16 protein-coding genes are annotated in these 14,606 nt (G+C 62.2%); 2 read left to right on the top strand and 14 right to left on the bottom strand.

What is annotated here, in order from left to right; genetic code table 11:
• Positions 1 to 124: 124 nt before the first annotated feature.
• The 3 genes from CW354_RS05875 to CW354_RS05885 all read right to left on the bottom strand — a co-directional run bounded on the left by CW354_RS05875 (position 125) and on the right by CW354_RS05885 (position 2,972).
• Positions 125 to 1,057, bottom strand: a complete 933-nt coding sequence (locus tag CW354_RS05875) for a prephenate/arogenate dehydrogenase family protein (protein ID WP_104829124.1) — start codon at positions 1,055 to 1,057, stop codon at positions 125 to 127.
• Positions 1,050 to 2,144 (bottom strand): histidinol-phosphate transaminase, encoded by a 1,095-nt coding sequence (gene hisC / locus CW354_RS05880; protein ID WP_104829125.1) that lies wholly within the window; start codon positions 2,142 to 2,144, stop codon positions 1,050 to 1,052. Before hisC ends, CW354_RS05875 begins: the two co-directional genes overlap by 8 nt.
• A 93-nt stretch (positions 2,145 to 2,237) precedes the next feature.
• Positions 2,238 to 2,972 (bottom strand): class I SAM-dependent methyltransferase, encoded by a 735-nt coding sequence (locus CW354_RS05885; protein WP_104829126.1) that lies wholly within the window; start codon positions 2,970 to 2,972, stop codon positions 2,238 to 2,240.
• A gap of 115 nt (positions 2,973 to 3,087) precedes the next feature.
• Between CW354_RS05885 and gloB the strand changes: the two genes are divergently transcribed.
• Complete coding sequence (gene gloB, locus CW354_RS05890; protein ID WP_104830002.1) at positions 3,088 to 3,855, top strand: hydroxyacylglutathione hydrolase; 768 nt, start codon at positions 3,088 to 3,090, stop codon at positions 3,853 to 3,855.
• A 67-nt stretch (positions 3,856 to 3,922) separates the two neighbouring features.
• On the opposite strand, the gene CW354_RS05895 is transcribed toward gloB, so the two are convergent.
• Genes CW354_RS05895 through CW354_RS23000 form a run of 8 tightly spaced genes read right to left on the bottom strand, consistent with a single transcriptional unit; the run spans position 3,923 to position 11,375 of the window.
• Positions 3,923 to 4,864, bottom strand: a complete 942-nt coding sequence (locus CW354_RS05895) for a type II secretion system F family protein (RefSeq protein ID WP_104829127.1) — start codon at positions 4,862 to 4,864, stop codon at positions 3,923 to 3,925.
• A gap of 15 nt (positions 4,865 to 4,879) precedes the next feature.
• Positions 4,880 to 5,827 carry a type II secretion system F family protein gene (locus tag CW354_RS05900; protein WP_104829128.1) on the bottom strand — a complete coding sequence of 316 codons (948 nt, stop codon included), beginning with the start codon at positions 5,825 to 5,827 and terminating at the stop codon, positions 4,880 to 4,882.
• 1 nt (position 5,828) lies between these two features.
• The gene (locus CW354_RS05905) at positions 5,829 to 7,229 is read right to left on the bottom strand and encodes a TadA family conjugal transfer-associated ATPase (protein WP_207764690.1); all 1,401 of its coding nucleotides are present in this window, start codon (positions 7,227 to 7,229) and stop codon (positions 5,829 to 5,831) included.
• Entirely contained in the window at positions 7,226 to 8,452 is a 1,227-nt protein-coding gene (locus CW354_RS05910) for a CpaE/TadZ family protein (protein WP_207764691.1), read from the bottom strand. The genes CW354_RS05905 and CW354_RS05910 overlap by 4 nt, the downstream gene beginning before the upstream one ends.
• On the bottom strand, positions 8,449 to 8,781 hold the full coding sequence (locus CW354_RS05915; protein WP_104829129.1) for a CpaD family pilus assembly lipoprotein: 333 nt from the start codon (positions 8,779 to 8,781) through the stop codon (positions 8,449 to 8,451). The genes CW354_RS05910 and CW354_RS05915 overlap by 4 nt, the downstream gene beginning before the upstream one ends.
• Before the next feature lie 2 nt (positions 8,782 to 8,783).
• Entirely contained in the window at positions 8,784 to 10,178 is a 1,395-nt protein-coding gene (locus CW354_RS05920) for a type II and III secretion system protein family protein (RefSeq protein ID WP_165793548.1), read from the bottom strand.
• 7 nt (positions 10,179 to 10,185) lie between these two features.
• Positions 10,186 to 11,055: a Flp pilus assembly protein CpaB gene (cpaB, locus tag CW354_RS05925; protein ID WP_104829131.1), complete on the bottom strand. Its 870-nt coding sequence runs from the start codon at positions 11,053 to 11,055 to the stop codon at positions 10,186 to 10,188.
• Positions 11,052 to 11,375, bottom strand: a complete 324-nt coding sequence (locus CW354_RS23000; RefSeq protein WP_133162199.1) for a hypothetical protein — start codon at positions 11,373 to 11,375, stop codon at positions 11,052 to 11,054. The genes cpaB and CW354_RS23000 overlap by 4 nt, the downstream gene beginning before the upstream one ends.
• 100 nt (positions 11,376 to 11,475) lie before the next feature.
• Between CW354_RS23000 and CW354_RS05930 the strand changes: the two genes are divergently transcribed.
• Positions 11,476 to 12,264 carry a tetratricopeptide repeat protein gene (locus CW354_RS05930; RefSeq protein WP_104829132.1) on the top strand — a complete coding sequence of 263 codons (789 nt, stop codon included), beginning with the start codon at positions 11,476 to 11,478 and terminating at the stop codon, positions 12,262 to 12,264.
• A 48-nt stretch (positions 12,265 to 12,312) separates the two neighbouring features.
• Here the strand turns inward: CW354_RS05930 and CW354_RS05935 are convergent, their stop codons facing one another.
• From CW354_RS05935 to CW354_RS05945, 3 genes are read right to left on the bottom strand one after another with little or no spacing between them, the layout of a single operon-like run.
• Positions 12,313 to 12,657: a TadE/TadG family type IV pilus assembly protein gene (locus tag CW354_RS05935; RefSeq protein ID WP_165793549.1), complete on the bottom strand. Its 345-nt coding sequence runs from the start codon at positions 12,655 to 12,657 to the stop codon at positions 12,313 to 12,315.
• A 59-nt stretch (positions 12,658 to 12,716) separates the two neighbouring features.
• Positions 12,717 to 13,184 (bottom strand): TadE/TadG family type IV pilus assembly protein, encoded by a 468-nt coding sequence (locus tag CW354_RS05940; protein WP_104829134.1) that lies wholly within the window; start codon positions 13,182 to 13,184, stop codon positions 12,717 to 12,719.
• 9 nt (positions 13,185 to 13,193) lie between these two features.
• A complete protein-coding gene (locus CW354_RS05945) occupies positions 13,194 to 14,489 on the bottom strand; it encodes a TadE/TadG family type IV pilus assembly protein (protein WP_104829135.1) in 1,296 nt (431 codons plus the stop codon).
• Positions 14,490 to 14,606: the final 117 nt, after the last annotated feature.

Here is a 14,606-nt window from a genome sequence, read left to right on the forward strand (position 1 = left end):
CATCAAAAAAGAATCATAGTTATCGACTCGCCACGGCTTGACCGTGGCGTCCATCCTTAGGTGTGAGAAGCTGGACCCCACGCTTTAAGCGTGGGGAGTCGGAGCGAACGGCTAAACTTCGCGCTCACTCGCCTTTCTCATCCCGGCCGAAGTTCGGCGCAGCGCTTTCCTGGCCCGCTTCGACGATGGCGCGGCGCAAGCCTCGCACCCGTGAGAAGGCGTCTTCGAGCGTCTTGCCGTCGCCCCAGCGGATCGCGCGCTGCATGACGGCGAGTTCTTCCGAAAAACGCCCGAGCACTTCCAGCACCGCTTCCTTGTTCGTCAGGAACACGTCGCGCCACATGATCGGGTCGGAAGCGGCGATGCGCGTGAAATCGCGGAAACCGCCGGCGGAATATTTGACGACTTCGCCTTGCGCGACGCTTTCGACATCGTCCGCCGCGCCGACCAGCGTAAAGGCGATAAGGTGCGGCAGATGGCTCGTCACCGCGAGCGCCAGGTCGTGATGGGCCGCATCCATGATTTCCGCGCGCGCGCCCACCGCCGTCCACAAAGCGGCGGCTTTGTCGACCGCCTGCTTGTAGGCGGCGTCTTCGCGGGGGAGCGGCGTCAGGATGCACCAGCGGTCCTGGAAGAGCGTCGCGAACCCGGCTTCGGGGCCGGACCGCTCGGTCCCCGCCACCGGGTGGCAGGGGACGAAAAGCACCCGCTCGGGCAATGTCTTTGCAGCCTCCGCCACGGCGCCTTTCACCGACCCCACATCGATGACGAGGGCGCCGTCGTCGACCGCATCGGCGAGCGCCGCGGCGACGGACGCGACCGCGCCGACGGGCGTCGATACGACGACGAGGTCGGCGCCTTTCACGCCTTTTTTCAGATCGGTTTCGCCCCCATCGATGATCCCGAGTTTTTGCGCCCGGGCGATGACGTCCGGGTCGCGGTCGACGCCGACAATCTCGGCGGCGAGACCGCGCTCGCGCATGGCGAGCGCCAGCGAGGCGCCGATGAGGCCGACGCCGACAATGACGGCGCGGTTGAACTTGATGTCGTCAGTCACGGGAGAATTTCTTTTCCAAAAGCGCGATGAATTTGCGGTTGCCCGCTTTGGGACCAATGGTGACGCGCAGATATTGCGGCAGGCCGTAGCCGCCCATCTCGCGCACGATGACGCCGTTTTCTTTCAGATAGGCATGAATATCGTCGGCGGCGAGGCCCGGCTCGTCCGGGAATTTCACCAGAATGAAATTGCCGTAGCTCGGCGCGAATTCGAGGCCGAGCCCGCCAAGCTGCTGCTGCAGATAGTCCCGCTCCTCGCGATTATGCGCGCGATTGCGCTCGACAAAGTCCTGATCTTCGAGCGCGGCGACGCCGGCGATTTGCGCGCCCGCCGACACGTTGAACGGCCCGCGAATGCGGTTCAGCACGTCGGCGACCGCCGCCGGGCAATAGGCCCAGCCGAGACGCAGGGCGGCAAGCCCGTAAATCTTCGAGAAGGTGCGCGTCATCACCACATTCTCACATTCCTCGACGAGCTTTTCGCCGGCGTTGTAATCCGCCTCGTCCATATATTCCGCATAGGCGGCATCGACGACGAGCAGCACGTCGTCGCGCAATTCCTCGCGCAGACGGCGAATTTCCGCATCCGGAAGATAGCTCCCTGTCGGGTTGTTCGGGTTGGCGATGAAGACGATGCGCGTGTTCTCATCCACCATCTCCAGCATCGCGTCGACATTGGCGGTGAGATTTTTCTCCGGGGCGAAACGCGGCTCGGCGCCGCAGGCCATGGCGGCGATGGCGTAAACCAGGAAGCCGTGGGCGCTCTGGACGATATTGTCGCCGGGGCCGAGATAGCCGCGGGAGAGGAGCTGCAAGAGCTCGTCCGAGCCCGCCCCGCAGACGATCCGCGCCGGATCGAGCCCGTAGGTCTCGCCCAGCTTTTCGCGCAAAGCCGCCGCCGAGCCTTCGGGATAAAGGAAAAGCGCTTCCCCGGAGGCCTTATAAGCCGCCATGGCGCCTGGGCTCGCGCCAAGGGCGGATTCGTTGGAGGAAAGCTTGTGAATCTCCGCCGCCCCGGGGGCTTCGGACGAGCCGGGCTTGTATGGTTTGATGTTCAAAATGCCGGGACGCGGCGACGAGAGAGACATCTACGGGTTTCCTTGAACGGTGACGCCCGCGATATAGCGGCCCCGCGCCTTCACTGGCAACCAAGGGGGCTGGCGAGCAAGGAGGGCTCGGTTTCAAGACCGCTGGACAGGCTGGGGCGCGGCGATGGCCGGGCGCCGGACCGCTTTGGCGCCTTCCCGGCGCACAAGCCCCACGGGCGCCATCATGTCCTTTTCCGCTTCGAGCATCAGGACGCCCCCGAGGCCCGGCCACAGGCGCGCGCCCGCCCGCTCCCAGGCCCGCGCCGCACGCAGAAGGAGGCCTGAGCGGAAAGGCGGAAAGAACAGCGCCGAATCCCAGAAGCGCGGCCGGAAGATCGCATCGCGCAACAGCCCTTCGAGCCGGCGTTTCAGATAAGGCCGCCCCGCCGCGAAGGGCGTCGTGTCGATCATCGACCACAGCCCGCGCCGGTGTGCGGCGACGATGATCACCCGGCCATCGTCTTTGAGGACCCGCCACACCTCGCGCATCAGCTTTTGCGGCTGCGGCGCCTCTTCGAGCCCATGCACAATGAGGACCCGGTCGAGACTGGCGTCGGGCAAGGGCCAGTGATGTTCGCTCACAAGGCCCGCCGCATTCGCCGCGCCCTGCGGCCAGCGGATGACGCCTTGCGCCCCCGGGGCGAAGGCGAAGCGCGCGGCCGCGCCCGTGAAAACCTGAAGATAGGGATTGGCGTAGCCGAAACCGGCGATGGCGAGCCCCTCCCCGTCGCCCCAGATTTCAGAGAGACGCCCGGCGATGATCTCCCGCGCCGCGCCGCCGAGCGGGGAGCCGTAGAATTCGTGAAAATCGAGAATGTCAGTCCGCATCGAAACTTTCCCGCCGCAACGGTTTTGCGCCGCCGCTCCGATTGTTATGCTGGCGCCCTTAATCCGGCGTCAATGCGGGGGATTCCTGCCGGTAAGAACCTGGAAAGATTTAGCCATGCCCATCGACATCCGCCAGTTCGCCTGCCTTTCAGATAATTACGGCTATCTCGTCCATGACCGGGAGACCGGCGAGACGGCTGCCATCGACACGCCGGACGCCGAAGCGATCAACCGCGAGCTCGAAAAGGCAGGCTGGCGGCTGACCCACATCTTCAACACCCATCACCATTTCGATCACGCCGGCGGCAATCTGGCGCTGAAGGACAAATGGGGCTGCGAGATCATCGGCCCGAAGGGCGAAGCGGGGCGCATTCCCGGGATCGACCGTCCCGTCGGCGAAGGCGACAGTGTCGAGCTCGGCGCCTCGACAGCGATCGTTCACGAAACGCCTGGCCACACGCTCGGCCATATCATCTATTATTTTCCCGAGACGCACGCCGCTTTCGTGGGCGACACGATTTTCGCCATGGGCTGCGGGCGCCTGTTCGAAGGGACGGCCGACCAGATGTGGAGCTCCCTGTCGAAAATCGCGGCGATGCCCGCCGACACGAAAATCTACTGCGCCCATGAATATACGAAAGCCAACGCCGCTTTCGCGCTCTCCGTCGATCCGGACAATGACGATCTGAAAAAGCGCGCCGAGGAAGTCGACGCCCTGCGCGCGAAAGGAACGCCCACCGTGCCGACCACCGTGGCGCTCGAACTCGCGACCAATCCGTTCCTGCGGGCGAGCGACAAGAACCTCCAGGCCGCGATCGGCATGGAAGGCGCGAAAGCGGTCGACGCCTTCGCCAAGACCCGGGCGCTGAAGGATTCGTTTTAGCCGTTGAGAACAAAAACTCTCGAAAAAGCGGGACGGGTGGCGCGCCCGCCTGCAGGCCGCGCGGCGCCTACATCAATATGTCGATGATTTTCAAAGCCGCCGGGCCGCCCACGATCAGGAAGATCGTCGGCATGATGAGAATGATCATGGGAACGGTCATCAGCGCGGGCAGCTTGTTGGCGCGTTCTTCCAGCTGCAGGAGGGCGTCGTTGCGCATCTGAGCGGCGACGACCCGCATCGCCTGCGCGAGCGGCGTTCCGTAATGCAGCGTCTGGGACAGGGTCGACGCCAGCGCGCGCACCGCCGGCGCATCGATCCTCTCGGCGAGCCTTGCCAGCGCCTTCTCGCTGCTGGGCAGGACCTTGAGGTCGGCGGCCGTGCGCGACAGCTCCTCGGCAAGCTCCGGCTGCGACAGCTCCAACTCCTCCGCCACCCGACTAATGCCGCTTTCAAGCGCGAGCCCCGCTTCGGCGCAGATCACCAGAAGATCCAGCGCATCTGGCAAGCCGGCGACGACCTTGGCCATGCGCTCGCGGACGGCGGCGCGCAAGACAAAGCCCGGCCACGTCCAGCCAAAGACCCCGGCGAGAACGACGAAAGCGCCGCTGCGCGCCGGCGACCCGGCCAGCAATCCAAGATGCGGGGCCAGAAACACCGCCAGTCCGGCGAGCCCCGCCAGGCCCGCCAATCGTATTCCGAGCAAGACCGCCGGCGCGCGTTCCGGCGCCAAGCCAAGTTTTGCAAGCTGGCGGGCGGCCTCGCGCTGAACGGAATCCGCCAGCGGCCCTGTGTAATAGGTCCAGGCGGCTTTCGCCTTCGCTGCTCTGCGGGCGGCCGCGCGATCGTCCCAAACGCGTCCAATAAGGGAGAACCGCGCGCGCATGACGTCGTCTCCGGCGCGCAGAGAAACCAGGATCAAGAGCGCGCCGCCGATAATCAGCGCATTGGCGCCGAGGATGAACGCAACGTCCCGGCTGAATATCGCGCTATCTGAAAAAAGCGAATCCATCTTCGTCCCTACGCTCTAGCTTGGCCGCGTGACGGTGCGCATCATCGAGCGGATGATGACGAACGCCAACACGAGCAGGACAAGCGCGGCGGCCGCAATGATGTTGCCGCGGGGGTCCGTCACGAGCGGCGCCAGATAATCAGGCTGCGTGAGCAAGAGGGCGCCGACAATAAAAAACGGCATCGCGCCGAGGATATAAGCGGTCATGCGGACTTCAGCCGTGACGGCCTTCGCTCTGAGGCGCATGGCGCGTTTTTTTCGAATCGTCTCGCTCAGCGATTCAAGCGTCGTGGCGAGATTGCCCCCGGTCGTGCGCTGGAGAGAGGCGGCGACCGAAAAATACCGGAAATCCCTGAGCCCTATGCTTTCGGCCGTCTTGCGCAGCGCGTCTTCAAAAGCGACGCCGATATCCATCTGATCGGCGAGCCCGGTAAACACTTCGTCCACCGGATAGGCCGCCTCCCTGGCGACGCTGCGGATCGCCGTCGTGACCGGCAGGCCCGCGCGCAACATGCGCACAATCATTTCGACCGCGTCCGGAAAAACTTCAATAAATTGCCGCTCGACCTTTTCCTGGACGATGCGCAATTGCTGGCGCGGCGCGATCATGAAAGCCAGAACGCCGAGCGCCGCGCCGAGCCAGCCGGGAAAACCAAGGATCAAACTTGCGATGGCCCATGTGGCGGCCATGGCGCCGGCGGCCGTCGCCAACAAGACGAGACCGTTTGTCCGCGGTTTCCAGCCCCGCTTCAGGCCAAAAGAAAAAAGCGCGCACAAAGCGGCGTCCATGCGCCCAAGAAACGCGCCCGCGCCATCCTCGCGGTCCGCCGCAACGGTGAGCGGGCGGACGAGGTTGATGCGGCGGTCGAGCATCAAGCGCACTGAACGGCCTTCGAGATAGGCGGCGACAAGAGCCGCCGAACCGATCAGAAGAAGCGTCAATGCCGCTGAAACGCTGGTCATCTCAATCCTCGATTTCGGCCTTGTTTTTCTCCGAGCCGCCCAAGGCTTCGAGGAACGCCGGGCCCAGCCCGTAATATTCAAGACGGGGATAGAAATCAGGGCGGCCGCCTAAAGCGTCGAAAGAACCGCGCAACACGCCTTTGTCGTCTTCATCGATAAAACGATAAGAAAACAGCGTTTTAAGAAGGATCGTATCCTCCTCCATGCCGGTGACCTCCGCGACCTCAGTGACGCGCCGGACGCCGTCGCGCATGCGCTCGGTCTGAATGACGAGATCGAGCGCGCTGACGATCTGGCCGCGAATGGCCCGCATGGGCAGATTGACATTCGCCATCAGGATCATGTTTTCGACCCGCGCCAGCGCGTCGCGCGCGGAGTTGGCGTGCACGGTCGACATCGACCCGTTATGGCCGGTGTTCATCGCCTGCATCATGTCGAAGGCTTCGGGGCCGCGCACCTCGCCGACAATGATGCGGTCCGGGCGCATGCGCAGGGCGTTGCGAACGAGGTCCCGCTGGGCGATCTGTCCCTGGCCTTCGATGTTCGGGGGCCGCGTTTCGAGCTGCAGAACGTGAGGCTGTTGCAGCTGAAGCTCCGCCGCGTCCTCGACGGTTATGATCCGCTCCTTCTTGTCGATCATGCTCGACAAAGCGTTCAACAAGGTGGTTTTGCCCGAACCGGTGCCGCCGGAAATCAGGATGTTCAGCCTGCACCGCGCGGCGATCTCAAGCGCGCGCGCCAGATCGCGGCTGAGCGTGCCGAGTTCGACGAATTTTGAAAAATCCATAACGCTCTTCGAGAATTTCCGGATCGAGATGCACGGCCCCCTGAGGCTGAGCGGCGGAATAATGACGTTGACGCGGCTGCCGTCTTCGAGCCGGGCGTCCAGCATCGGGCTCGACTCGTCAATCCGCCGGCCGACGGAGGAGGCGATGCGCTGCGCGACATGCAGCACATGCGCGTCATTGCGGAAGCGCAGTTTCGTCAGTTCGAGCTGTCCATGGCGTTCGACGTAAATCTTGGACGGGCCGTTGACCAGAATGTCGGCGATGGCGTCGTCTTCAAGCAGGGGCTCCAGCGGGCCGAGCCCGATCATGTCGTCAACAATCTCCGAGGCCAGCGCCTGCTGCTCGTTCTGGTTGAGGAGCTGGCTGTGCTCGTTGGCGACCTCGGTGATCAGCTCATAAACGCGCCCCGTCAGCGCCTCTTCGTTCATCCTCACCGCCACAGACGGGTCGATCCGGATCAACACCTGATCGCGGATGAAATTCATTTTCTCAGGCGATTCGTCAGCACGCGGCGGAATTTTCGGCGCCGCCTCGGCGATGACGGCGGTATAATCCTCCGTCGCCGTTTCGTCGCCGTCTTCGTAATTCTTCTTTCCGAAATTAAACACCGTCATCCGAACAGCCGCCCGATCAAGGAGCGCTCCACTTCAACGGCTTCGCCGGCAAGCTCTCGAAACACCGGTCCCAGCGCGCGGGTCATGCCGCCGCATTTCGCGAGACTTTCCGTGCCGAGCATCGCCGCCTCTTCGATATCGCGCCCATAAGGAACCACGACATCGGGCGCGACGCCGGCGGCCTTGGCGAACTGCTCCTCGCTCAGACCGCCATGCGCTCCGGCTTTGTTGAGAATATGGAGGGTCGCCCGGTCCGGCGTGTTCGGCCCGATCAGCGTGCTCCAGCGCCCGACATCGCGCGCCGACACCAGCCTTGCATCGCTGACAAGCAGGCAAAGACTCGGCAATTGCATGACCCGCGTCATCTGCGCCGCCGCCGCGCCGGGAATATCGACAAAAACATACCGGTAATGGCGCAGAAGAACCGCAAGAAGCGAAAGAACGGCGTCTTCCTTGAAAGGCGTGAAACCGCCCAGATTCTCCAAAGACGCAAGGAGGTCCAGGCGCGGCGTGGCGTGGATAAGCGCGCGGTCGAGAAAGAGCTCGTCCATCCGGCCGGGGTTTTCCAGGACCTCGCGCAAGCCTTTGGTCGGAACGGCGCCGAGCTGAAGCGCGGCGTCGCCCATGCAGACGTCAAGATCGGCCAGCAGGACGCGGCGCTCGCGCTCCATGGCGAGATGCCAGGCCGAGCGTGTCGCAATTGTCGTCGCGCCGACGCCGCCGCGCACGCCCAATGTCAAAATAAGCCTGCCGGTTCGGGGCGGACTCTTTACGGGATCGCCGCTGAGAACCGCGCTGCACGCCTCCCGAAAGAGGTTGCGGACGAGCGGTTTGTAAAAATATTCGACAACGCCCGCTTCTTTGAGTTCACGATAAAGGCTGATGTCGTTGCTTTCACCGATGACAATGACGCCCGTGCTGGGCTCGCAGACATTCGCCAGTTGCTTGATCTCGACGAGCGGGTCGCTCGTCTTTCCAATATCCACGATCAAAAGAGCCGGCGACGGCCTGTTTGCAAGGTCGCTTGTCGCGGCGGAAACGCCGCCGTTGACGAATTGCGCAGCGCCTATATTCAGGTCCGAAAGGCTTTGCCGGATCACGCCTTCCGAAACGCGGTCCTGGACAAAGATCAGCGCAGTCGGCGCAGCCTCAGGCGCCGCGTCGGAAGCGGACCTTGACGAGAGGGAAGACCGCGCAAGCGATTTGTCAGCGGGCGCCGTCATTTCTCACCTCCCAGATTGATGGAAGCCGACGTCGTCGACTCGCTCTTCTCCAGTCCCTTGTTTTTGCCTTCCTTATAGGCCTCCACGGTCATCGCCGCCCTGGCGCCGTCGCCAGGACCGAGATCGCCGCCTTCTTTCAAGTCGCCGGGATCGGCCGCCATAACCGCGAGATTGGCTTTGTTCACGCATCCGAATTCGGCGCGCGCGCCGGCGTCCGCTGCAGACGGGCAGGCGAGCGGCAAAGCCGCGCGTTCCGAATCCGGCGTCGCGCAGCCCCCAAACAGGGCGGAAAGCGCCGCGCATAAAATGATTTCACAGCCTTTTTTCATTGTCATTGCTCCAGGATGAAGCCGGCCGGACCGGTCAAATGCGGCTCATCGTTTGTTTCATCGCGAAGACCGCCGCCGCCTTTTTTCAGCCTGCCGAGCAAAATCTGTTCAAGATCGTTTGCAAAAACCAGATCCTCATTGGGCAGGCGAATATCGCTCGTCCGGCGCGCCGGCTGAACGATATAAGGCGTGACGACAATCACGAGCTCGCTCTCATTGCGCTGAAAGCGCGTCGACCGGAACAGGGCGCCCAACACCGGCAGGTTTCCGAGGCCCGGGAGATTGCTCACTTCATTCATCGTGTTGTTGAGAAACATGCCTGCGATGGCGAAACTCTGGCCGCTGGCGAGCTCCACGGTCGTTTCGGCCCGGCGCACCGTAATCGCCGGGATCTGAATATCGCCGATCGTCACGGCGCCCTGATTGGACAGCTCGCTGACTTCGGGGCGCACTTTGATGCTGATGTGATCGCGGTCGAGCACCACAGGCGAAAAGGCGACGCTGACGCCGAAACTTTTCCACTCGATCGTGACCTGGTCGAACCCTTGCGAAATCGGCACCGGAAACTCGCCGCCGGACAGGAATGTCGCCGTTTCTCCGGAAACCGCCGTCAGGTTCGGTTCGGCGAGAATGGAAACCAGCCCCTCCGCCTGAAGCGCGTCCAGAAGGCCGGAGACATCGACATTGCCGCTGTCGCTTCTGTATCCGAATCCGAGCGAATTCACCCCGGTTGAGCTGCGTGAAAAATCCCCGATGGTTTCCGCCGCGCTCGCCAGCGGTTCGCGCCCGGTCAACAACCCGACGGCGAATTTTCCGTCGTTAAAGACCGCGTTCCAATTGAGCCCGAAGCTTTTGTCGACCTGTTTTGACACTTCAGCGACGCGAATTTGCAGATTGACCTGCGTCGGCTCGCGCACGCCGACATTGAAGGCCATGTCTTCATCTTCGCCGATATGCTGTTGCACCGCGCCCTTGACGATTTGCGCCTCAACCGGCGACCCAACGGTCCCCGATACGGAGACGCCGCGCGGCGCGCTTGTGACTTTGACGTCCGCCCCGGGAGCCTGTTCGCGGACAGCCGCCCCAATCGCCTGTTTGGAATGCTGCACCGTCAGCGCATAGGATTCGGCCGCGCCGTTTTTCAGCAATGTGTAAATCGTCGTTTTGCCGGGTTTTTTCGCATAGACGAGCACGCGCGCCGGCGTCGGAACCTGAACGTCTGCAATCTCCGGATTGGCGATGAACACGGTTTCAGCCGCCCGCGGCAATTCGATCAGCGTCGCCGCATCGACGTCCAGCGTGATGGCCTTTTGCGACGCCGCCGGTTCGGCCATTGACGGCTGAACGATCAACAGCATCGCCGCGAGCGTCGGCGCGCCCTTCGAAAAAATACGCATAATCGCCTTATTGGTTTTCTGTCGTTCCGCCATGCATCACCTGAACCCGGGCCGGGCCTTGTTGATTTGATCCGGCTGCCCCGCCTTTAGAGCCCTCGAGCGTGGAAAGCGCAGGCGAAACGTCGGCCGCCCAAACGGTCTCCCGCGCTTGCGCTGAAGCGGCGTCCGCGCTGACAAACGGCCTCAACGCAAGCCCCAGATTGCCCAGCTCCGTCGCGACGAGCAGCTTTTCAGCATCCTGTTGGGAGACTTCCACCGTGATCGTGTTCGGCAGCTTTTCCCGCCCGGCCGATTGCCGGGAAGAAGAAGACTCTTCCTCCATATTCAATCTCTGATCGACCGCAATCACGCGGACATTATGCAAAATGGTTTCGCCGGAAACCTTGCGCGCAAGACCGGCTCCGGACTCGCCGAAGCGCTGCGTCAGGATCACGTCCACCCGATCGCCAGGCAACAACATGCCGGCGGCGCTTTGCAGCGCATTGACGGTGACGGTGACGGCGCGCATGCCCGGCGTGAGCACCGCAGCCAGAAAATCGCGCTCTTTCGGCCTTATCAGGCCGGAGGCCAGCAACGGCTCGCCTTCGCTGAACCGGCGCGTCGTCACTGCGCCGATATAATTCAGCTCAGCGGCTTCGCCGCCCTCGATGTACTCTTTTTCAAAACCGCTCGGCGGAACCTCCGCCCAGCCGATATCGTCCGCGCGCAACAAAACACCGGCCTCTACCGGATGAGCCGCAACCAGAACGGCTCTCGGCCTGTCCGCAGCCGGATCAGACGACGGCGCAGCGGGGCGCATGACGGCGATCCCGGACAACAACAGGCCTGAGATCAGCGCCACAACGCCGACCGCCATCAAAATATTGCGAAAACTCATTGCACGCCCCCTACGCTGTTACAGGTCATGCGAACGCGCAAACGCCCCGCATCGCGCGCCGACACGCCGTATTTTCGAATTTTTTCCGAGGCCGAAGCCCGTTCAAGATTATAGTGCGTGTACGCAATATATTGTTCTTGTCCAAACCGAAGCCGTTTTCCGTCTTTTGCAAAATTCTCTTCGGGTCGCGCTACGCTTGGTTTTATAGCGCAGATCTTCTGGGTGCGCATTGTTTTTCCTTGACCACAAAAATTACAGCTCGCACTGTAACTCAACACCCCCAAGTTTCGTTGATTTGCATCAAGTTTTATTTTACTCATTATTTAAATATCTTTATACGGAATTAATTCTTTAGAAACTATATTGCCCTTCATATGGTCTGAAACCGCCCGACTGCGGGACAGCGTCTCGGACTGGGACATGCCATATCGCTCTAATCATATTGACGTCTTGAAAATCTTGTCCGCCTTGCTGATGGCCGCCGGCGCGTCAGCATGCGCAAGCGGCGCCGGCGTGAAAGACGCGCAGCCCGTTTCCGTCGCGGAGCCGAGCACAGCCTCCATGCTTCGCCTGGCGCACGCCGCACGATCGGCGGGCGATCTCGCCTCCGCCATCAATCTTTATCGCAACGCCCTTTTGCAGGATCCGGGCAATGGCGATTTGCAAGTCAAGCTCGGCGAGGTTCTCGCCGAAGCCGGATCCTTCGACGACGCAATCGGCGTTTTCCAAGACGTGGACGACGCATCGCCGGACAAGGCCAGGGCCCTTGTCGGCCTTTCCCGCATCTATCTGCAGCTCAATCAGCCGGAACAGGCCCTCGCCTATGCGGACCAGGCGCAACAGATCGCCCCCGCCGACGCTCAGGCGCTGAACCAGCGCGGCGTTACGCTCGACTCCCTCGGCCGGCACGACGAAGCCCAGGCCAGTTATAGATCGATACTTGAGACAGCGCCGCGCAACGTCCCTGCGCGCAATAACCTGGCGTTGTCGCTCGCCTTCAGCGGACATTTCGATGAAGCCGTCGCCATTCTGACGCCCATGGCCCGCTCGTCGGACGCCTCCCCGCAAATCCGTCAAAATCTGGCGCTGGTCTATGGGCTGAAAGGCGACGCGCAACGCGCGGCGGCGTTGAGTAAGATGGATCTCGATGAGGAAAAGGTGCAGGTGAATTTGCGGTTCTTCGACTACGCCCGCAGCCGCCAGCGCTGAGCGCGCCCTGCCGCCGTTTTTACCGCCGGCGCTCGCGCATTGCCTGGGTCAGAGCGGATAACACGCTTCCGCTTTCAGCATGACCGTCCCCTTTCCCGTCCAGGGCAGGATCAGGCGAACCGGATGGCTGACGGCGACCTTTTCTCCGCATTCCACGACTTCGACGTCGATCAGCTCCGCATCGAGCGCGACGCCCGCCGCGCGGGCGACGACATAGTCTTTGACGGCGTCGTCTTCGCCGCATTTAACCGCGTCGACAGCGCCGCACCGCGCGGCGACGTCAACGGCGTGGCTGAGCGTCGCCTGCGTCCAGACCACGCGGCCTGCATCGATCAGCCCCAGCACGAAGGCCAGCAACACCGGAAACAAAAGGGCGTATTCAATCGCAACCACGCCTTTTGCGTCAGCATGCGAACTTTTCCCGCGCAGATGTCGACGGCCAGCCGCTGGGGTCATTTCAACCTCACCGTCGATTCCCCCGTCAGGACAACCGGCGAAGACACCCAGGGATAAGGCAAAATCGTGTGATGCTCGAATGACGCCTCGACCTTGACATAGTCGCCGGGGGCGTCGCCGCCGGGGCAGGTGAAATCGCAACTGATGACGGTGACGCCGTCCAGCCCCGGACAGCCGCAAAAACTGAGCGGCGCCGCGCCCGCCGTCACGCCGGACAGGCCGGTGGCGTTCTCCATCGCCGTCTCAATGCCGTCCGGATCGAACCCGTTCCGCACGGCGTAAAGCGCGCCTGCTTCAGCCGCGTTCTGCACTTCCATATCCTGATAAGCGGCCAGCCCGATCTCGACGACTCCAATGAGTAGCACGACGAGCAAAGGCGCAAGCAAGGCGAACTCAATAGCCGCAACGCCGGCTGTCGTTTCCGGTCCGGGCTTACGCCGTGATGTTGATTTCATCATGCTCATGCCGGCGCCTCACTCCACAAGTTCGCTGCTGTTGTCGCCGCCGATCGGCGTGATTCCGACGCCGTCGCAATCGGTGTCGAGGTCGAGATTGTTGTAGAGCTTTATCGTGCGGACGATGATTTGCGTGCAGTCCGTGTCGCCGATAACCGTATTGTTTCTGATGTAGACGCCCTGATTGGGAAAATAGAGAGCGCCTTCCACTTTCACGATCGAATTGCTGTCAAACCTGTGCTCCCTTGACGGCGAGGCGGTTCTCGGGCTCATCATGGCGATGCCGGCGTAAGGTCCCGTGGAAGGCGCCGTGATTTCCAGGACGGAATTATTCCTGATGCGAAAATCGTAATCGCCGTTTATGACCAGCGTCGTTCCTGACGTCGCATAAACGCGCGAATTGCTGTCTATCTGGAACCTGTCATCGATATAATAGACGCCCGCGCCAAGGTGAGCGGTCGCCCCGTTGCGGAAATAGAGCCCATTGCAGAAATGCCCGGCCGTGAGGTGAACTGTCTTATTGTTCTGCGCAAATCCGCTTTGCGACGTGCAAGGCGGAATCGGCTGCAGGGATAAATCCGCATAAGGATCGTCAATCGGCGGCGCATTGCTGAGCAGCGGCGAGCCGTTCAGCTTCGCATTATTGCTCAGCCGCCAGCCGCCGACTACGGACACCGGGCCGTTGATTTCCGCATTGTTGCGGACGGTCAGCCCGGCGCTGGAGCTCGAATTGACGCCGACGCCGCATTCCGGATTGGCCACCTTCGCATTATTGGTGACGGTGGCGGCGCTGTAAGCGGTCGGATCGAGCACCAGAAGGCAGTAAACGCCGCCCGGCGAGCCCACGACAGCGACCGCGCGCGCGCTGACATCGACGCTCGCCACATTATAGAGCCGCATAAAGCCCACTTTTTGCGGCTGCGTGATGATGACCTCTATGGCGTTTACGTCTCCCGCATGGGATCCGGACAAGGGCGGGCGATTGACGACGACTTCCGCGCCGTCGACGGTGTTGGCGAAGCCGGCCTCGCTTGCAGCGGCCTGGGCTTCGAGCGTGAAATCCGACGGATAGCCGGCGCCCATGGCGACCGCGCCGCCATACGCCGCAGAGTCGGCGGCGGTCTGCATCTGGCGGTGCTTGGCGAAAAGAAACGCCGCTTCCGTTCCAAGCGCGACAAAGCCGATGACCACAACGAAAAGGATCGCGAAAAGAACGGCGACGCTGCCCTTCTGACGCCGCAGGAGCTCCGCGGAAACAACAGAAGAATGATCATGCATCGGCTTCACCAGATCCTGAACGGTTTGCAAGAACAACAGCGCGTCGTCCCGCTGATCAAAGCTCGCCCCTCACAAGGGCAGGGCCTGATTGTCTGCTATTAGCGTTTCCGAACGGTTGCGCTGACTTGCTTTTTATTGGCGGAGGAAAATTCT

The sequence above is a fragment of the Hyphococcus luteus genome (assembly GCF_002943565.1).
Classification (GTDB): Bacteria; Pseudomonadota; Alphaproteobacteria; order Caulobacterales; family Parvularculaceae; genus Hyphococcus; species Hyphococcus luteus.

Coding starts and splice junctions, on each gene's coding strand:
- hisC (WP_104829125.1), bottom strand. CDS start 2,144: ATGTCTCTCTCGTCGCCGCGTCCCGGCATTTTGAACATCAAACCATAC.
- CW354_RS05885 (WP_104829126.1), bottom strand. CDS start 2,972: ATGCGGACTGACATTCTCGATTTTCACGAATTCTACGGCTCCCCGCTC.
- gloB (WP_104830002.1), top strand. CDS start 3,088: ATGCCCATCGACATCCGCCAGTTCGCCTGCCTTTCAGATAATTACGGC.
- CW354_RS05895 (WP_104829127.1), bottom strand. CDS start 4,864: ATGGATTCGCTTTTTTCAGATAGCGCGATATTCAGCCGGGACGTTGCG.
- CW354_RS05900 (WP_104829128.1), bottom strand. CDS start 5,827: ATGACCAGCGTTTCAGCGGCATTGACGCTTCTTCTGATCGGTTCGGCG.
- CW354_RS05905 (WP_207764690.1), bottom strand. CDS start 7,229: ATGACGGTGTTTAATTTCGGAAAGAAGAATTACGAAGACGGCGACGAA.
- CW354_RS05910 (WP_207764691.1), bottom strand. CDS start 8,452: ATGACGGCGCCCGCTGACAAATCGCTTGCGCGGTCTTCCCTCTCGTCA.
- CW354_RS05915 (WP_104829129.1), bottom strand. CDS start 8,781: ATGAAAAAAGGCTGTGAAATCATTTTATGCGCGGCGCTTTCCGCCCTG.
- CW354_RS05920 (WP_165793548.1), bottom strand. CDS start 10,178: ATGCGTATTTTTTCGAAGGGCGCGCCGACGCTCGCGGCGATGCTGTTG.
- cpaB (WP_104829131.1), bottom strand. CDS start 11,055: ATGAGTTTTCGCAATATTTTGATGGCGGTCGGCGTTGTGGCGCTGATC.
- CW354_RS23000 (WP_133162199.1), bottom strand. CDS start 11,375: ATGAGTAAAATAAAACTTGATGCAAATCAACGAAACTTGGGGGTGTTG.
- CW354_RS05930 (WP_104829132.1), top strand. CDS start 11,476: ATGCCATATCGCTCTAATCATATTGACGTCTTGAAAATCTTGTCCGCC.
- CW354_RS05940 (WP_104829134.1), bottom strand. CDS start 13,184: ATGAGCATGATGAAATCAACATCACGGCGTAAGCCCGGACCGGAAACG.